Source organism: Ruegeria sp. AA6, assembly GCF_056542865.1.
In genome coordinates, this window is record NZ_JBQGAN010000001.1 from 380,295 (window position 1) to 396,386 (window position 16,092).

At 57.9% G+C, this 16,092-nt stretch carries 16 protein-coding genes; 6 read left to right on the plus strand and 10 right to left on the minus strand.

The annotated features are described in order from the left end of the window. Positions 1-1,167 (minus strand): efflux RND transporter periplasmic adaptor subunit, encoded by a 1,167-nt coding sequence (locus ACR0LN_RS01725; RefSeq protein ID WP_480427344.1) that lies wholly within the window; start codon positions 1,165-1,167, stop codon positions 1-3. 253 nt (positions 1,168-1,420) lie between these two features. Further along, the gene (gene metG / locus ACR0LN_RS01730; RefSeq protein WP_480427347.1) at positions 1,421-3,139 is read right to left on the minus strand and encodes a methionine--tRNA ligase; all 1,719 of its coding nucleotides are present in this window, start codon (positions 3,137-3,139) and stop codon (positions 1,421-1,423) included. A 257-nt stretch (positions 3,140-3,396) separates the two neighbouring features. On the opposite strand from metG, the gene ACR0LN_RS01735 reads away from it, so the two are divergent. Then, positions 3,397-4,113, plus strand: coding sequence for an OB-fold-containig protein (locus tag ACR0LN_RS01735; protein ID WP_480427349.1), 717 nt, complete (start codon positions 3,397-3,399; stop codon positions 4,111-4,113). Between the two features lie 33 nt (positions 4,114-4,146). Beyond that, positions 4,147-5,820, plus strand: coding sequence for a flotillin family protein (locus tag ACR0LN_RS01740; protein ID WP_480427352.1), 1,674 nt, complete (start codon positions 4,147-4,149; stop codon positions 5,818-5,820). A gap of 27 nt (positions 5,821-5,847) precedes the next feature. On the opposite strand, the gene ACR0LN_RS01745 is transcribed toward ACR0LN_RS01740, so the two are convergent. The 7 genes from ACR0LN_RS01745 to ACR0LN_RS01775 form a co-directional block, all read right to left on the minus strand. Further along, positions 5,848-7,068, minus strand: a complete 1,221-nt coding sequence (locus tag ACR0LN_RS01745; protein WP_480427355.1) for an MFS transporter — start codon at positions 7,066-7,068, stop codon at positions 5,848-5,850. A gap of 70 nt (positions 7,069-7,138) precedes the next feature. Next, positions 7,139-7,735: a YceI family protein gene (locus ACR0LN_RS01750; protein WP_480427358.1), complete on the minus strand. Its 597-nt coding sequence runs from the start codon at positions 7,733-7,735 to the stop codon at positions 7,139-7,141. A gap of 142 nt (positions 7,736-7,877) precedes the next feature. Beyond that, positions 7,878-8,498, minus strand: coding sequence for an ImuA family protein (locus tag ACR0LN_RS01755; protein WP_480427359.1), 621 nt, complete (start codon positions 8,496-8,498; stop codon positions 7,878-7,880). Positions 8,499-8,555: 57 nt separating this feature from the next. Then, positions 8,556-9,137 (minus strand): retropepsin-like aspartic protease family protein, encoded by a 582-nt coding sequence (locus ACR0LN_RS01760; RefSeq protein WP_480427360.1) that lies wholly within the window; start codon positions 9,135-9,137, stop codon positions 8,556-8,558. A gap of 41 nt (positions 9,138-9,178) precedes the next feature. After that, the gene (locus tag ACR0LN_RS01765) at positions 9,179-9,799 is read right to left on the minus strand and encodes a MarC family protein (protein WP_480427361.1); all 621 of its coding nucleotides are present in this window, start codon (positions 9,797-9,799) and stop codon (positions 9,179-9,181) included. Continuing rightward, entirely contained in the window at positions 9,796-10,188 is a 393-nt protein-coding gene (locus tag ACR0LN_RS01770) for an ACT domain-containing protein (protein WP_480427363.1), read from the minus strand. The genes ACR0LN_RS01765 and ACR0LN_RS01770 overlap by 4 nt, the downstream gene beginning before the upstream one ends. Next, positions 10,185-12,035, minus strand: a complete 1,851-nt coding sequence (locus tag ACR0LN_RS01775; RefSeq protein WP_480427365.1) for an ABC-F family ATP-binding cassette domain-containing protein — start codon at positions 12,033-12,035, stop codon at positions 10,185-10,187. Before ACR0LN_RS01775 ends, ACR0LN_RS01770 begins: the two co-directional genes overlap by 4 nt. Before the next feature lie 104 nt (positions 12,036-12,139). Between ACR0LN_RS01775 and ACR0LN_RS01780 the strand changes: the two genes are divergently transcribed. Together ACR0LN_RS01780 and ndk are read left to right on the plus strand one after the other, a co-directional pair. Continuing rightward, positions 12,140-13,342: a multidrug effflux MFS transporter gene (locus ACR0LN_RS01780; protein WP_480427682.1), complete on the plus strand. Its 1,203-nt coding sequence runs from the start codon at positions 12,140-12,142 to the stop codon at positions 13,340-13,342. 103 nt (positions 13,343-13,445) lie between these two features. After that, positions 13,446-13,868 carry a nucleoside-diphosphate kinase gene (ndk, locus tag ACR0LN_RS01785; RefSeq protein WP_170352964.1) on the plus strand — a complete coding sequence of 141 codons (423 nt, stop codon included), beginning with the start codon at positions 13,446-13,448 and terminating at the stop codon, positions 13,866-13,868. Positions 13,869-13,880: 12 nt separating this feature from the next. On the opposite strand, the gene ACR0LN_RS01790 is transcribed toward ndk, so the two are convergent. Further along, positions 13,881-14,270, minus strand: coding sequence for a TfoX/Sxy family protein (locus ACR0LN_RS01790; RefSeq protein ID WP_480427366.1), 390 nt, complete (start codon positions 14,268-14,270; stop codon positions 13,881-13,883). A 119-nt stretch (positions 14,271-14,389) separates the two neighbouring features. On the opposite strand from ACR0LN_RS01790, the gene ACR0LN_RS01795 reads away from it, so the two are divergent. Further along, positions 14,390-14,575 (plus strand): hypothetical protein, encoded by a 186-nt coding sequence (locus ACR0LN_RS01795; RefSeq protein WP_480427367.1) that lies wholly within the window; start codon positions 14,390-14,392, stop codon positions 14,573-14,575. Next, a complete protein-coding gene (locus ACR0LN_RS01800) occupies positions 14,575-16,092 on the plus strand; it encodes a CHAD domain-containing protein (protein WP_480427370.1) in 1,518 nt (505 codons plus the stop codon). Before ACR0LN_RS01795 ends, ACR0LN_RS01800 begins: the two co-directional genes overlap by 1 nt.

The window sequence follows — 16,092 nt, forward strand, 5'->3', positions numbered from 1 at the left end:
TTATTCTCCCGGCTGCTCAGACGCCACGACGGCGTCAACAGCGACGCCAGGGCGGACCCTTTGCAGGCCCTCGACAATGACGCTTTCCCCTTCGCGAAGGCCGTCTTTGACGATCACTGCTGTGCCTTCATTGTCACCGGTGGTGATATAGCGTTGTTCAACCATCTGCTGGTCATTGACGACCAAAACAAACTCACCGCGCTGATCGCGTTGCAGCGCAGCCTGTGGGATCAGAACCTCAAGCGTGGGTTGCAGCGCCTCGATCTGCACGCTCAGAAAAGCGCCGTCGACGATTAACCGATTTTCATTTGGAAACTCGGCTCGCATCCGAATGGCGCCGGTCAATGGGTCGATCCGATTGTCGACAAACACGATTTTCCCGGTTTCATCCAGTTCCGATCCGTTCGGCAGAGTGATGTGCACGTTCGGGCTTTTGTCGCTTTCGGCAAGGGATGAAGGGTTCTCGCCAATTGATTCAAGAACAGTGGTGAACTGCTTTTCGTTTACGGAAAAGTTCACATAGATCGGGGCCTCGCTGACGATATTGACCAGCGGAGGGTTGGTCGGTCCGACGACGTCGCCGACGCTTATCGCCACCCGACCAATGCGGCCGTCGAAGGGCGCGTGAATTTTGGTGTAGCTCAGATCAAGCTCAGCTTGTTGGATGGCGGCATTTGCGGCTTTGACCTCTGCTTCAGCCACCAATTCATTGGCCCGCGCGATATCGCGTTCGGATTCCGGTGTGGCGTCACGCCTGTATAATTCCTCTTTCCGAGCCAGATCGACCTTAGCCAGTTCCAGGTTGGCCTCGGCCCTGTCCAAATCGGCGTTACGGGATTGCAACGTCGCTTCGTAAAGGTCAGGTTCAATGGTGAACAGAATGTCACCCTGTTTGACCAAGGCACCGTCTTCTACGTTTTGGCTTTCCAGAAAGCCGCTGACACGCGCAACGATGTCGGCCTTGTCCAGCGCCTCTGCGCGCCCAATAAACACGGCCTCTTCGGTGATTTCTTCAGTGTAGGCCGCCGCGATCGACACTTTCGGCGGCGGGGCTTCACTTTGATCCTGCGCCGCAGCTGCATGCGCCATGCTTAGGCAGACCACACCGGCAAGGGCTCGGGTCGGTCCGCCGAGGCGAAATAGTGAGTTCTTCAATGCAAGGGACATGGCGGGCGCCTCGTAAGTATTAAGGAATGCGCGTCAGAGCAGGTTGGTCGCCCCGACGAGTCGACTGAATTTCCGGTCAGGATGGACGTTTTGAGAGTTTATCTCAAGCTTCTTGAATACGAATGCTCGCCACTTGGCACGGAATTTTTCCCGTCTCTGGGCTGACTTAGGCCGAAACGCTTATTGACGTGATTTGAGAAAAGAAAACGGGGGTCGCATGACCCCCGTTTGCTGAATTCGTTTTCTTAACGGATCAGTCGCGCAGACCTGCGAACCGCGTCTGCCAGTCTTCGCGTTGTTCGTCGGTGATTTTGGCGAACAGCACATCTGGGACGGTAAATTCGTGCCCTGCGGGCAGGGCGTTCAGCGCAGCCGCAACATCGTCGGGCCAACCGGTGTCCAGCGTGCTCATCGCACTCAGCATCTTAGCCGAGGTTTCCGGGATGAAAGGCGCGCTCAGAACGGCGTAGAACCGGATCAGGTTCAGACCCAGGCGCACTTGAGCAGCGGCCTGTTCCGGGTCTTCCTTAAAGGTCGACCAAGGTGCTGCGGCTTGCAGGTATTCGTTGCCCGCGACCCAGATTGCCCGCAATTCCTGCGCCGATTTGCGAACCTCCATCGCTTCCATATGCCCTTCATAGGCGCGGACGCGTTTGGTGAGCTCTTCGATCAGGGCTTGTTCGCGTTCACCATAACTGCCGCCTTCTGGAACAGCCTCGCCGAATTTCGAACGGCAGAACTTGGTGATCCGGCTGACGAAGTTACCCAGAACGTCTGCAAGGTCTTTGTTCACCGACTGCTGGAAGTTCTCCCACGTAAACTCACTGTCACTGCTTTCGGGTGCATGGCTCAGCAACCACCAGCGCCAGTAATCGGCGGGCAGGATGTCCAAAGCCTGATCCATGAACACGCCACGGCCCTGAGAGGTCGAGAACTGGCCGCCGTCGTAGTTCAGGTAGTTAAACGATTTCAGGTGGTCGACCATCTTCCAAGGTTCGCCCGAGCCCAGAATGGTGGCTGGGAAGGACAAAGTATGGAAGGGCACGTTGTCCTTGCCCATGAATTGAACATAGCGCACGTCATCCGCACCCTTGTCGGTGCGCCACCAGCGCTCCCAATCCGCGTCCGACTTACCGTTTGCATCCGCCCATTCTTTGGCGCACGCGATGTATTCAATTGGAGCGTCGAACCAGACATAGAAGACTTTGCCTTCCATCCCCGGCCAGTCCTGATCGCCTTTCTTGACCGGGACGCCCCAGTCCAGATCACGAGTGATGCCGCGATCTTGCAGCCCGTCACCATCGTGCAGCCATTTCTTGGCAATCGACGTGGTCAGGATCGGCCAATCGGTCTTGCTGTCGATCCACGCATCCAGTTGATCCTTCATCGCCGACTGACGCAGATACAGGTGCTTGGTCTTGCGCACTTCCAAATCAGTCGAGCCGCTGATCGCGCTGCGCGGTTCGATCAGATCGGTTGGGTCCAATTGCTTGGTGCAGTTTTCGCACTGGTCGCCGCGCGCCCGTTCATAACCGCAGTTGGGGCAGGTGCCTTCGATATAGCGGTCGGGCAGAAAACGACCATCGGCGTTGGAATAAACCTGCTTTTCAGTCACTTCACGGATCAGCCCGGCCTCATCCAGCTTACCCGCGAAATGTTGGGTCAGTTTCTTGTTCTGCTCGCTGGAAGATCGGCCAAAGTGGTCAAAGCTCAGGCCAAAGCGATTGGCGATACCGGCCTGGACGTCATACATCTCGGCGCAATATTCGGCCACAGGCTTGCCTGCCTTGGCAGCAGCCAGTTCAGCAGGTGTGCCGTGCTCATCCGTAGCACACAGGAACATGACCTCGTTCCCCCGGCCACGCTGGTAACGTGCGTACAGATCTGCAGGCAATTGCGAGCCGATCAGGTTGCCGAGGTGCTTGATCCCGTTGATGTAGGGGATCGCCGAGGTAATGAGAATCCGAGCCATTTTGCGTGTCCACGTAACTATCTGCGCGCCCGCATACCTTATGTAACCCGCCAGCAAAAGGCCGGGTTTTACACCGATGCCACGAAAAGCAACAATCCTGCCGAAAATCGGAGCGTCATGGGATTGGTGATTGTGTCCTTACGCTCGCTGGCAATACCCATAGGTTGAAAATCAGAATCACAACCTCTTGTAATTTCGTTATGAATGCCCACATTGAGTGTATACAAAAGTATACAATAAACAGGGACACCTAATTGATGTTCAACTTTCTGCTCGAGGGTGCGTTTGTGCCCTTTACGATCGCGCTTGCGCTGCTGTTTGGCCTGTTGGCACTAGAGCTGATTGCTCTGGTCCTGGGCGGCAGTCTTCTGGCGGGTGAGGGCGAGGTTGATCTGGATGCGGTCGATGCCCCTGATCTGGACGTCGCGGATTTCGACCTTGATATCGACGCAGACATCGATCTGGGCGAGTTCGAATTGGCCGATGTCGAAGTAGATGCGCCAGGGACTGCCCTGGCAGGACCACTGGCTTGGCTTGGGATTGGCAAGGTGCCGTTCATGATCTGGCTTGTGGTTCTGCTGGCTGGATTTGGCCTCAGCGGTATGGGCCTGCAACTGGCGCTGCGCGACCTGCTGGGCTTTGACCTGCCAAGCTGGATGGCTGCTATTCCTGCGGGCGCATTCGGTCTTTGGTTCGCACGCGGGTTCGGCTCGGTCTTTGCACGGATTTTGCCCAAGACCGAGACCGAGGCGATGTCCGAACGGATGCTGGCGCGGCGACGCGGTGTGGTGACACAGGGAACGGCCTCTCGAGGGCGCCCGGCCGAGGTACGCGTGATGGACCGTTTTGGCAACGCTCACTATCTGCGCGCCGAACCGCTGCAGGACAAAGATGCGCTGAAACAAGGCACCGAGGTTCTGGTGCTGCGAGACAGACGGCGCGACCGGTTCGTTCTGGTCGGCTTGTCAGACTAATCAAATTTCAAACCCCAACACGGAGGATTTCTGATGGAATTTACATTCCTGCTAATTTGCGTCGTGGTGATTTTGGCCGCACTAATGTTCATGGGGATTGTCATAGGACGCCTCTATCAACGTGCGACCCGTGAGGTCAGCCTCGTAAAAACCGGGGCCGGTGGTAAAAAAGTCATCATGGATGGTGGCGCTATCATCGTGCCGCTGCTGCACGAGGTCAGCCCGGTCAACATGAAGACCCTGCGCCTTGAGGTTCAGCGCAGTGGCGAAGCCGCCTTGATCACCAAAGACCGGATGCGTGTCGATGTGGGCGTCGAGTTCTATGTCTCGGTCATGGCGACCGAAGAGGGTATCTCGCGCGCTGCACAAACGCTGGGTGATCGCACGTTTGACGTCGAGCAACTGCGTGAGATGATCGAAGGTAAGCTGATCGACGGTCTGCGTGCCGTGGCTGCTCAGATGACCATGGACGGTTTGCATGAAAACCGCGCCGACTTTGTGCAAGAGGTGCAGAATGCGGTGTCCGAGGATTTGCTGAAGAACGGTCTGTCACTGGAATCGGTCTCGCTGACTGCTTTGGACCAGACACCGTTTGAAGCTCTGGACGAGAATAACGCCTTTAACGCCGTGGGTATGCGAAAGCTGGCAGAAGTCATCGCGGCCTCAAAGAAAGAGCGCGCGCAAATTGATGCGGATGCCGAGGTTGAGGTGCGCCGTGCTGCGATGGAAGCCGAGCGTCAGAAGCTGTTGATCGAGCAGGACGAGGCGCAGGCCCGTATCGAACAGACGCAAAAGGTGGAAACCCTGCGCGTAGCGCAAGAGGCCGAAATCGCCGCGCGGACCGAAGACTCGGTGCGTGAAACCGAACGCGCTCGGATTGCACGTGAAGAAGCCATTCGTGCGGCTGAGATTGAGCGTGAGCGCAAAATCCGCGATGCCGAGATCGCTAAGGAGCGTGAGATCGAAGTGGCCGAGCAGGAACGCCAGATCATCATCGCGCAGAAATCCGAAGAGGAAAGCCGCGCGCGTGCATCGGCTGATCTGGCCCGTGCCGAGGCGACCAAGGCGACCGAAGCCGTTGCAACCGCTCGTGAAGTGGCCGAGGCCGAACGTCAGAAGCAGATCGTTCTGATCGAAGCCACCCGTGAGGCGGAACGTCAGGCAACCGCGATCCGTCTGGCTGCGCAGGCCGAGAAAGAGGCCGCCGCCGACCGTGCCGAAGCGCGCCGCGAGGAAGCGCAGGCCGAAGCGGACGCGCTGAACATTCGCGCCGAGGCCAAGAAGAACGACATGTTGGCCGAAGCGGAAGGTAAGCGCGCGATTGTTGAGGCCGACAACGCCTTGTCGCCGGAACAGATCCGCATGAAGGTCGACCTGACCCGGATCGAGGCGATGCCGTCGATCATCGCGGAAATGGTCAAGCCGGCCGAGAAGATCGACTCGATCAAGATCCATCAGGTTGGTGGTATCGGTGCAGGCGGTGCTGGCGGAGCGGGCAACAGCGACAAGCCGGTGGTCAATCAAGCACTGGACTCGATCATGGGAATGGCTGTGCAGATGCCTGCGCTTAAAAAGCTGGGTGAAGAACTTGGCTTGTCGATGGAGCAGGGCGTCGGTGGCGTCGTGAACGGCGCGTTGGAGCAGACGGTCGAACCGGCCAAGGTGGCCGAGGTCGTGGAAGACGAAACACCTCCGACACAACAATAAGAGAAGGGGCCGGGATATCCCGGCCCTTTATTCTTCGCGCGATTTTTTCAGCAAACGCCCAATGGTGAACGATGTGCGCGGCGCGTAGACGTAGTTTGTCCGTTCTTCCGGTGTCGGGCGGGACCGCATCCGAGCCACACCAAACACGATCAGACCCAAATGCCCGGTGGCCACGAATGCAAACAGCGCGCCCGGACCGAACTGCTGGATTAGTGTGGACGAGATGTAGGGCGAGGCGATAGCCCCCAAGGCAAACCAGAACATCAAGGCCGCCGCCAACTCGACCCGTTCCTCTGTGGTGGCAAAGTCGTTCGCGTGGGCTGAAGACACCGAGAAGATCGGAAAAGTCGTCAGTCCAAAGAACACAGCCGCAATCATGACGCCGATTGTGCCCGTTCCGCTTGCTGCCATCGTGATGCCGCAACTCAGAACAGCAGCGGCGGACAGCCAGATCAGCACCCAGCGCCGGTCGAATTTGTCGGCAAGCCAACCCACAGGATATTGCGCAAGCGCACCGCCCAAAACGAAAGAGGCCAGAAAGAATGCGATTTGGTCGACTTCCAGGCCCACTTCTTGCCCATAGACCGGGCCGACCATTCGAAAAGACGCGGAACTCAGCGCGGCCACAACCACTCCGGCCACAGCCAGAGGGGAACTGCGCCATGCCAGCTTCGGGCGCAATCGAGGGGCATCAGGCGTTTTGGGTTGGCTGGCTTTCGTCAACGTCAAAGGCAGCAGTGCTGCGCAACACAGAATGGCCAGCAGATTGTAGGACACATAAGATGCTGGTGGCAAAATCGCGATGATCAACTGCGCGCCCAAGGACGCACCCATGTCTGCGACACGGTATGTGCCCATCGCCCGCCCACGCGTTTCATTGGTGACTTTGGCATTTAGCCAAGCTTCGATCACGGTGTAGCACCCGGCGACACACGTGCCCGATGCGATCCTGAGAACAGCCCAAATATACGGGTTTTCAGTCAGCGTATGACCAATAAGCCCCATCGCGCCCAAAGCGGTGCAGACGGCGAAGGCGCGCGAATGACCGACGCTGCCCATAAGCCGCGGAGCCCACCAGCAACCGATAAAGAAGCCAATGAAGTGCGCCGACCCCAGCAAACCGATCTGTTCGGTCGTGAAGTCCAGCGTCAGGCCCGAGATGGCATCCAGTGGTCCAACGCCGCCCGTGGAAAGCTGCAGCAGAATGACTGAAAGAAATAGGGCGGCAAATGAAATGATCGTGCGCATGATGGGGCCAGCTTGCCTTAATGGCGCGGGGATGCGCGCACCTAATCGACTCTGAGCCGTCGTTTTTTGTCTATTTGACGCGTTTGATTTCCGCCTGGATGTCCAGCCCGACAGTATCCTGCACCAGATCGGCATACCCAGATGCACCGTAGTCATGGCGGTTCAGGGCTCCGGTCAGGCGGATCGAAAGCATGTCCAGATTGTCGGCTGCGCTGCCGGATGGGCGAAGGAGGTCGGCCTGAAGGGTGATGGGGCGTGTTACACCGCGCAGGGTCAAGTCTCCGGTTATTTTCGCACCGCGTGAGATGCGTCCGCCATCGCCGAGTTCCACTTTGGTCGACACAAAGTGAATTGTTGGAAAGCTCTCGATATCCAAAACCCCTGCGCCCAACATCGCGTTTCGGGCAAACGGCAGTCTGGTTCGGGCTTCGGCAGCGTTCAGAGTGACGGCCACATGGCTTTTGGTCAGGTCGCTTAGATTGATTTGGATATTTGCAGCCTCGATCGGCATTGTACCGGATTGGGAGAGACCCGACAGGTCAAAGGTAAAGTCAACGGATGTGCCTTTGGGTACCAGTTCGTAAGGGGCTGTTGCAGCATGCGCCGGTCGTGTCAGGGGCAGGGCTGCCAATCCGGCCAGCAGGGCGCGACGGGTTAGTCGATTCATGCAGAGGCCTCCTGTTTACGGGGGCGCGATCGGCAGACGAAACCAGAAGAGTTGGTTGCCGTGGATCGGGTGGCTCATACTGAAAGGCTAGGGCGGAGGCATGATTTTTGCCAGTCACAAGATATCTTAACTCTGTGAAGTGTCACACCAATGCATCTTCGGCTTCGATCCGCATTAGGTTCAACCCGGCACGCGGTCTGGTCTGGGTTGCCCGCCAGCTGACCGGGGGCAAGGCGCGGGCGCGGCGGCGGGTCAGGGTCCAGCGGCGGGCCTCTCCCTGATGATCTGCAGCCATGTGCCAGCGGGTTTCGACCCCTTGAGCACCGCCATCTCCGGGCGTCAGCAACAGCCCAAGCGGAGCCCGCCCCATCGCGCCGCCCTGTTCGGCAGCCAAATGCATGCGTCGCACCGGCGTCAGCCCCGGCGCGCCGGGCAGATCGCCAATGATCAATGGGATGGCCCCACTGCGCAGCGCCTCTTCCATACACCACAACAGATCCTCGGCGCGGGTGGGGCGGACGAAAATGAACCGGGCCGGGTCGGCAAAGGGCATCATGCCATCGGGGTTCAGTTGGCCGGCCTCCCACGCGGGGGAAATCCACAGCACCGGCCCCTGCGCTTGACCGGCCAGCCACATGGCAAAACTGCGCCGGGCGGGGCCGCAGGCTTCGTGCACGCGGCCCAGTTGCAGGGTGACCCCATTATCAAGAGTGATCCCCGGCACGGTGCGCGCGGGTTTGCGGCCAAGAAGGTGTGTGGACATGCTGTAAGATTAGCATGTTCTTATTTTGTTCTCAATGCGGAAATGCAGTCCCTTGCCTTAACGCGACAGGATCAGGCGGCCTTCGGTGAACTGAATATTCGAGAACCGATGCAGGTAATCCATGCCCAGCAGCGATTGCCGCAAATCGCCCTCGTTAACCCAAGCCGCCACACCGTGGTCAGTGATCGGCCCAAGCTCAAGACTGTCCAGCCGGACGGGAGCGGTACGGACTTCTCCGTTCGCGGTGGCCGCGCGGCCGAAGTAATTCAATTGGTCGGGGTCGATGCCAATGCGCTCGGCGTCCTGCTCGCTGAGTACGATTTGGCTGGCACCCGTGTCCACAAGGAAGGTGATCGGCTCTCCGTTCACTAGGACGGGCAGGTAATAGTGACCGTCGTAAGAGCGCGGCACCTCGACCGTTTCGCCAGTAACGGTCATCTGCGGGGTCGGGCCTACGGTCGAGCGGATGTCTTCCCACAACCCGACAACCGCGATGGCGCCGACAAAAATGAACACCCAAGCCATCGCCTGCTGCACGGTTTTGTTCAGGGATTGGCGGTTTTGTGAGACGAACCAAAAAATCACCGCCGCGCCAAGCACGACCAGATATACCAAACGTCCAATATCGTCGCCGACCATACCGCTACCCTTACCAGTTCGTTACACAGGTATATGGGGATTTACGACGCAAAACCAAAGGCCTTGAGGCCGTCCAATATGAATTGAACCGACAATGCTGCCAGCAACATTCCCAGCAGACGCGTCAGCACGTTCAGCCCGGTCTTGCCCAGAATGCGCGCGATCAGGCCGCCGGACAGGAAGAAGGTCAGAACTACGGCCATCACCGCCAGCATCACCAAAATGGCCTCGGCTATGCCCAGGATACCAGGGTGCTGACCGGCCAACAGGATGATCGTCGCAATCGAACCTGGCCCCGCAACCAGAGGAATGGCCAGAGGAAACACGGAAGGATCGTGGTGCTCCTCTTCCTCGGCCCGATCCTCGCGTCGTTTGGTGCGGCGCTCGAACAACATATCCAGCGCGGTCAGGAACAAAAGTGCGCCACCGGCGACGCGGAATGCCTCCATCGAAATGCCGACAAAGCCCAGAACGGCCTCACCAAAGGCCGCAAAGGCAACCAGAATGCCCGAGGCCACGGCACAGGTTCGATAGGCCGTCATGCGGCGGGTGCGGGCGTCCATGTCCTGCGTCATCGCCACAAAGATCGGCGTGGTGCCGAACGGGTCGATCACCACGAACAGGGTCGTGAAGGCGGTGATGAAAAAGGCCAGATCCATCATGTCGCGGCACTTTCCTGAAGTTGCACCAAAAGCTCGGCGGCCTGTTCGGCCAAGTCGGCAGGCACATAGACATGATCGTGATGATAACCCGCGACCATGTTTGCAGGTATGTTGGCATCTGTTAGGGCGCTCGAGACGGCAGCGGTCAGGCCGACACCCTCCAGCGACGAATGCACGCGCAGAGTAATGCAGCGCATGGTAACTGCATCTGAGGGGGCCGAAGCGATAGGTACAATAAGAGACAGCCCTTCAGCCTCGACACAGCTGGCACGCGTGCCTTCGGGCCAAGGTTTGCCTTGCGGCCAGACGACAAACGCAAATTCGCCAGCCTGTATCTCGAGGCGCATCCCCGCGATCATCGCTTGGGTTTCGACGACAGGATTGCTCATGCGGTTTCCGCCTGTTCAAGGCGTTCCGCGGCGGCCACCCAGAGAGCTTCGGCTTTTTGCATCGCTTCAACGACCTCGGAAAATTTGCGGTTCCAAGCTTCAAGATCGTTAATCTTGTCATCTTCGTATAGCGCTGGATCGGCCAGTTTGGCTGAAAGCTTTTCGTGCATGTCAGTCAGCTTTTCGATCCGGTCCTCGCATTTGCGCAAATCCGCACGCAGGGCCAGCATAGTGTCACGCGACGGACGTTTGGGTTTCTCGGCCTTCGGTTTCTCTTTGACCGGTTTATCGCGGGCCAACAGCAGATTGCGATAGGCTTCGAGGTCTCCGTCAAACGGTTTGACCGTCCCGTCCGAGACAAGCCACAGCCGATCCGCCACCAGCGAAAGCAGGTGCATGTCGTGGCTGACCAGAACCACTGCACCGGAATAAGCGGTTAAAGCTTCGACCAGAGCCTCGCGGCTTTCGATGTCCAGGTGGTTGGTTGGCTCGTCGAGGATCAGCATATGCGGCGCGTCGATGGTGGCAATCAGCAGCGACAGGCGCGCTTTTTGACCGCCCGAAAGCCGCCCGACCAGCGTTTCTGCTTGATCCGCGTTCAGACCGAACCCCGCCAGACGGGAACGCCATTTGCCTGGCGCTTCATCAGGGCGCAAGCGGCGCAGGTGGTCCAACGGCGTTTCGTCCACATGCAACTCATCCACCTGATGTTGCGCGAAATAGCCGATGCGCAGCTTGTTGCTGCGGGTCATCTTACCCGCCATCAGCGGTAGTCGGTCGGACAAAAGCTTGGACAGGGTCGATTTACCCTGACCGTTCTTACCCAGCAACGCAATCCGGTCATCCTGATCAATGCGCAGGTTCAGACGGCGCAGTACTTCAGTCTCGCCATAGCCGGTGACACCTCCTTCAAGGTGTATGATCGGAGGCGACAGTTCTTCGGGCTCGGGAAAGCTGAACGCACGCAACGCGGCCTCTTGCGGGGTCGAGACAAGTTGGATGCGTTCAATCATTTTCAGGCGGGACTGGGCTTGAACAGCCTTCGAGGCTTTTGCGCGGAAGCGATCGACAAAGCTTTGCAGATGGGCGATGCGCGCCTTTGCCTTGGCGTTTTCGGATTCCGCCTGCGCCAGTCGCTCGGCCCGGCGTTCGGCGAACTTGTCATATGGAACCGAGTAATAGGTCAGCTTGCGGTCTTCCAGATGCAGAATCGATCCCACCGCGCGGTTCAGCAGCCCCCGGTCGTGAGAGATGATGATGACGGTGTGCGGATACTTCGCTAGGTAGCTTTCCAGCCACAACGCGCCTTCGAGGTCCAGATAGTTGGTCGGTTCGTCCAGCAGCAGCAGATCGGGTTGCGAAAACAAACCTGCCGCCAGAGCTACACGCATTCGCCAGCCGCCCGAGAAATCCGAACACGATCGCAACTGGTCTTCATCATCGAACCCAAGCCCCTTGAGGATCGAGGCCGCGCGGGCCTCGGCCGACCAAGCGTCGATGTCAGCGAGTCGCGTCTGGATATCGGCGATACGGGCGGGGTCCTCGGCGCTGTCGGCTTCGGCCATCAAGGCGCTGCGTTCTGTGTCTGCGGCCAGAACGGTGTTGATCAGCGATACGTCGGAGGAGGGCACCTCCTGCGCCACGCCGCCAATCCGCGCGCGTTTCGGCAGGACGATATTGCCCGATTCCAACGCCAGCTCACCCCGGATCAAACGGAACAGAGTGGTCTTGCCGGTGCCATTCCGCCCGACCAGACCAACCTTGTGGCCATCGGGAATAGTAGCGCTTGCGCCGTCAAACAGAGGGCGGCCTTCGACCGCATAGTTTATGTCTTCGATCCGTAACATGTGCCGCTCATAACAGAGCATCTCAGACGCCGCCAGCGGCTTGGCATGTTCATTAAGTCGCCAATGTGATAGCGCTGGTCCGGTTGGAATTTGACGGTTTGAACATGCGCGCGGCCACTTCGCCTCCTTCTCTGGTCACTTTGGTGTTTGCGACGGCGTTGTCGGTGCTGACGCTGAACATGTTCCTGCCTTCGCTGGCGCGGATGGCGGACGATTTTCAGGTCGACTATGCGATGGTGAACTTGTCCGTGGCCGGATATCTGGCCGTGTCTGCCGTGCTGCAGCTGATCATGGGGCCTTTGTCCGACCGGTTCGGTCGCAGACCCATCCTGCTGATCTGTATGTCTATCTTTGTTGCGGCCTCCATCGGGTGCGTTTTGGCCGAGTCGATCTGGGCCTTTCTGGGATTTCGTCTACTGCAGGCTGCGGTGGTGGCGGGGCCGGTTCTGTCCAGTGCGGCGATCAGGGATATGTACCCTCCGAATGAGGCTGCCAGTAAACTGGGTTATGTGACGATGGCCATGGCGCTGGCACCAATGCTGGGGCCAATGCTGGGCGGTGCGCTCGACAGCCTGTTCGGCTGGCGCGCGGGTTTCGTTTTGTATTCCGTGCTTGGCGCAGGGCTGCTGCTTTTGCTCTGGGCCGATATGGGTGAGACCAACACAAACCGGTCTTCGACCTTTGCGGCGCAGCTGCGCGAATACCCCCATCTGTTTCGTGCCCGACGGTTTTGGGGGTACGCCCTGTGTGCGGCCTTTTCCATCGGAGGTTTCTTTAGCTTCATCACCGGCGCGCCCTTGGTCGCAGCGGCGTGGTTTGATTTGAGCCCCGCGCTACTGGGACTTGGTATCGGCATCATCACCGGCGGTTTCATGGTCGGCAACTTCATCACCGGACGGATCGCGGCGCACACAAAGCTGACGACGCTGATCCTGATCGGACGCGTTATCGCATCCACTGGACCTCTCTTTGGGTTGCTGATGTTTCTGGCCGATCTGGGTTCTGTTTGGGTGTTTTTTGGTTCGGCCATCTTTGTCGGTTTCGGCAATGGCCTGACCAACGCAAATGCAACAGCGGGGCTGATGTCTGTTCGTCCCAGGCTGGCAGGTAGTGCAGCGGGCCTGTCTGGTGCGATGATTGTGGCTTTGGGCGCTGTTTTGACCACTCTGACCGGCCTTTGGGTCAGTCCTGAAAATGGTCCCTTTCTTGTCCTGACCATGATGTGGGCGTGTAGCTTCACCGGGCTGTTATGCGTGCTTTATGTTCGCTGGGTGGATCGGCAGGACCCGTTGCCGGAAACGATCTGAGCGCAAGCGCATCATAACGCTTTTCATAGGGCAAATACCGTGATACCCGGCGCGCGATGGATTTCGGCGCATACCCCGCGCCACATTGTAAGGAGAGGCCAACATGGCACTGGAACGTACATTCTCGATCATCAAACCCGATGCAACCCGCCGCAACCTGACTGGCAAAATCAACGCCAAGTTCGAAGACGCCGGCCTGCGCATCGTCGCGCAAAAGCGCATCCACATGACCAAGGAACAAGCCGGCAAGTTCTACGAAGTGCACGCCGAGCGTCCGTTCTATGACGAACTGTGCGAATTCATGTCGTCGGCTCCGGTCGTTGTTCAGGTTCTGGAAGGCGAAGGCGCCATTGCAAAGAACCGTGAAGTCATGGGCGCAACCAACCCTGCAGACGCTGCCGCCGGTACAATCCGCGCCGAGTTCGCTGAATCGGTTGGTGAAAACTCGGTCCACGGTTCGGACGCACCGGAAACCGCAGCTGTTGAGATCGCCTACTTCTTCTCAGGCATCGAACTGGTCGGCTAAACCGTTGTCAGTTTAGATTTTTGAGGTCGCTCCCGGAAACGGGGGCGACTTTTTTTGTTCCGGCTTGAGATCGCCCGCAGATACGCGCACGCCGATTGCGTCCAGATCCGATACCATTTTGCTCTCGGGCGCTGCGCTGACACGTGCTTTGATCGCGTCGAACCGTTGACGTAAGGCCTTTTTCTCCTCGCCCTTACAGTCGTTCCAGGGGCGCCCCTGCAACCCCATCACCAGCACATAATAACCGATAAAATGGGGACGGGTTCCGGCCTGTACAACACGGGCATAGGCCTCATCCGGGCCGATCTCGCGCAGTTGTTGGGCAGATCGAATGCCAGCACGTGCGCAGGCTTGCTCGAACGCTGGTCCTAGATTGCGGATCGAAGAGATGGGATCTGACATGGCCAACCCTTAACCTTGTGTTTACTTGGTGTCGACCTGACGTTGGGTCAGTTGGAGATTTGCCTTGCCACAATACAAGGTATGCAATTTCATGAAGGCATGCTGTCACGAGGTTGCCGATGTTCAAGAGCAAGGAAGCCGGTGGAAAATCCGGCAATACGAAAAAGAGCTCGTCGCTGAGGTTGGACAGCAAAGCACTGAAAGCCCTCAATTCCTGCGTGATCGAAAGAGAGACCGGCGCGCAGAAGATCATCGAAGCTCTGGTGGGCGTCTATTCAAACGCACCGAAAAAGGGGCGGCCGTGATGGGGCAAACAAGTGGTTTCTTCATTGTTCCGAGCAAGTTCGACCCGGGCGTTTTCTGTGGTGCGGTCAAAAGTTTGACGCTGGTCTTTGATGCACCAAAAGCCCCGCGGACCTTCGATCTGCTGGATTGCCATGATCAATCGCTGCGGGCGGAAGGCCGGATTTTGATCGCATCAAGCGGCACCTTGCGTTTGCTACAGGCCGACGGGGAGGTGGCAGTCCAAAGGTCTAAGGGTAAAGGGGGCTTTATCCAAGGTATGCCGGACGGACCGGTTCGATCGGCGCTGGCTGGATTTCCCAAATTGCGCGCCCTGATGAGCGTTGGGTCTGGTACGATTGAAACCGCTACCTTTTCCGTGCTGGATGATTTGCAAAAGACACAAGTGCGAGGAAACGTGCTGTCTTTGACCACCGATGAAGGGCAGGTGGCTCTTGTGTCGGTTCACCCTATGCGCGGTTACGACCGCGCCTTTCAGTCCGTTTGTTCGCTAGTGAAGAGCATGGCGGAAGGGAACGGGGGCGTTGAACCGGTTTTTCATCGTCTGTTTTCTGAAGCAGTCCCCTACAACGCCAAACCCGAAGTCAAATTGGGTATGCAGGAGCCCTCGATCGAAGTGGCGGTTGACATCATTCGCACTTTTCTGGCCGTCGCGCGCCAGAATGAGGCGGGGGTAATCGCCGATATCGACACGGAGTTTCTGCACGACTACCGCGTTTCACTTCGGCGCGTTCGGTCGGTGCTGAGCCTGTTCAAAGGTGTTTTTTCTCCTGAACAGACGGGCGCTCTCAAACGCGAATTCTCGGACCTGATGGCTCCTACAGGTCGGGTAAGAGATCTGGACGTGTATCTTCTGGAAAAAGACATTTATTTTAATTTGATACCCGCCAATCTTCATTCGGGTGTTGAGAGCATGTTCGCGCAATTTACCAAGGAACGTGCCCGCGCATCGGCAGGGCTGTCGCGACGGTTCCGAAGTGCTGCCTACAACAAGCAAATGAATGATTTGTTGGCTTTGTTCTCGGATGCGAAGAGGTTGGAACCCGGCCCAAATGCTAGTCGCGGCGCTTATGGCTATGCCTGTGCCTTAATCTGGAAGCGCTATCGCAAGGTTTGCAAGCTGGCGCGGGGTATCACACCGGACACTCCGGACGAAGTCGTCCATGACCTGCGGATCGACTGTAAGAAATTGCGGTATCTGATGGAGTTCTTTTCACCTCTGTTCGACAAGAGCGATTTCAAAACGCTCATCAAGCCGTTGAAAAGGCTTCAGGATAATCTGGGACTGTTCAATGACTATTCAGTCCAGCAAGAGACGTTGTTTGCATTCGTTGCAACCCATAGCGACACGCAGGGTCAGGCAAATGCCCAGCTCGCCATGTCTGTTGGGGGGCTGATCGCAGTGCTTGACCAGCGCCAAAAGGCCGAACGCGACCGAGTCATCGCCAATTTTCAACACTTTGACAGCCCGGACATTCAACACCTGTTCCGAACCCTGTTTCACCACAAGGAGGATTAA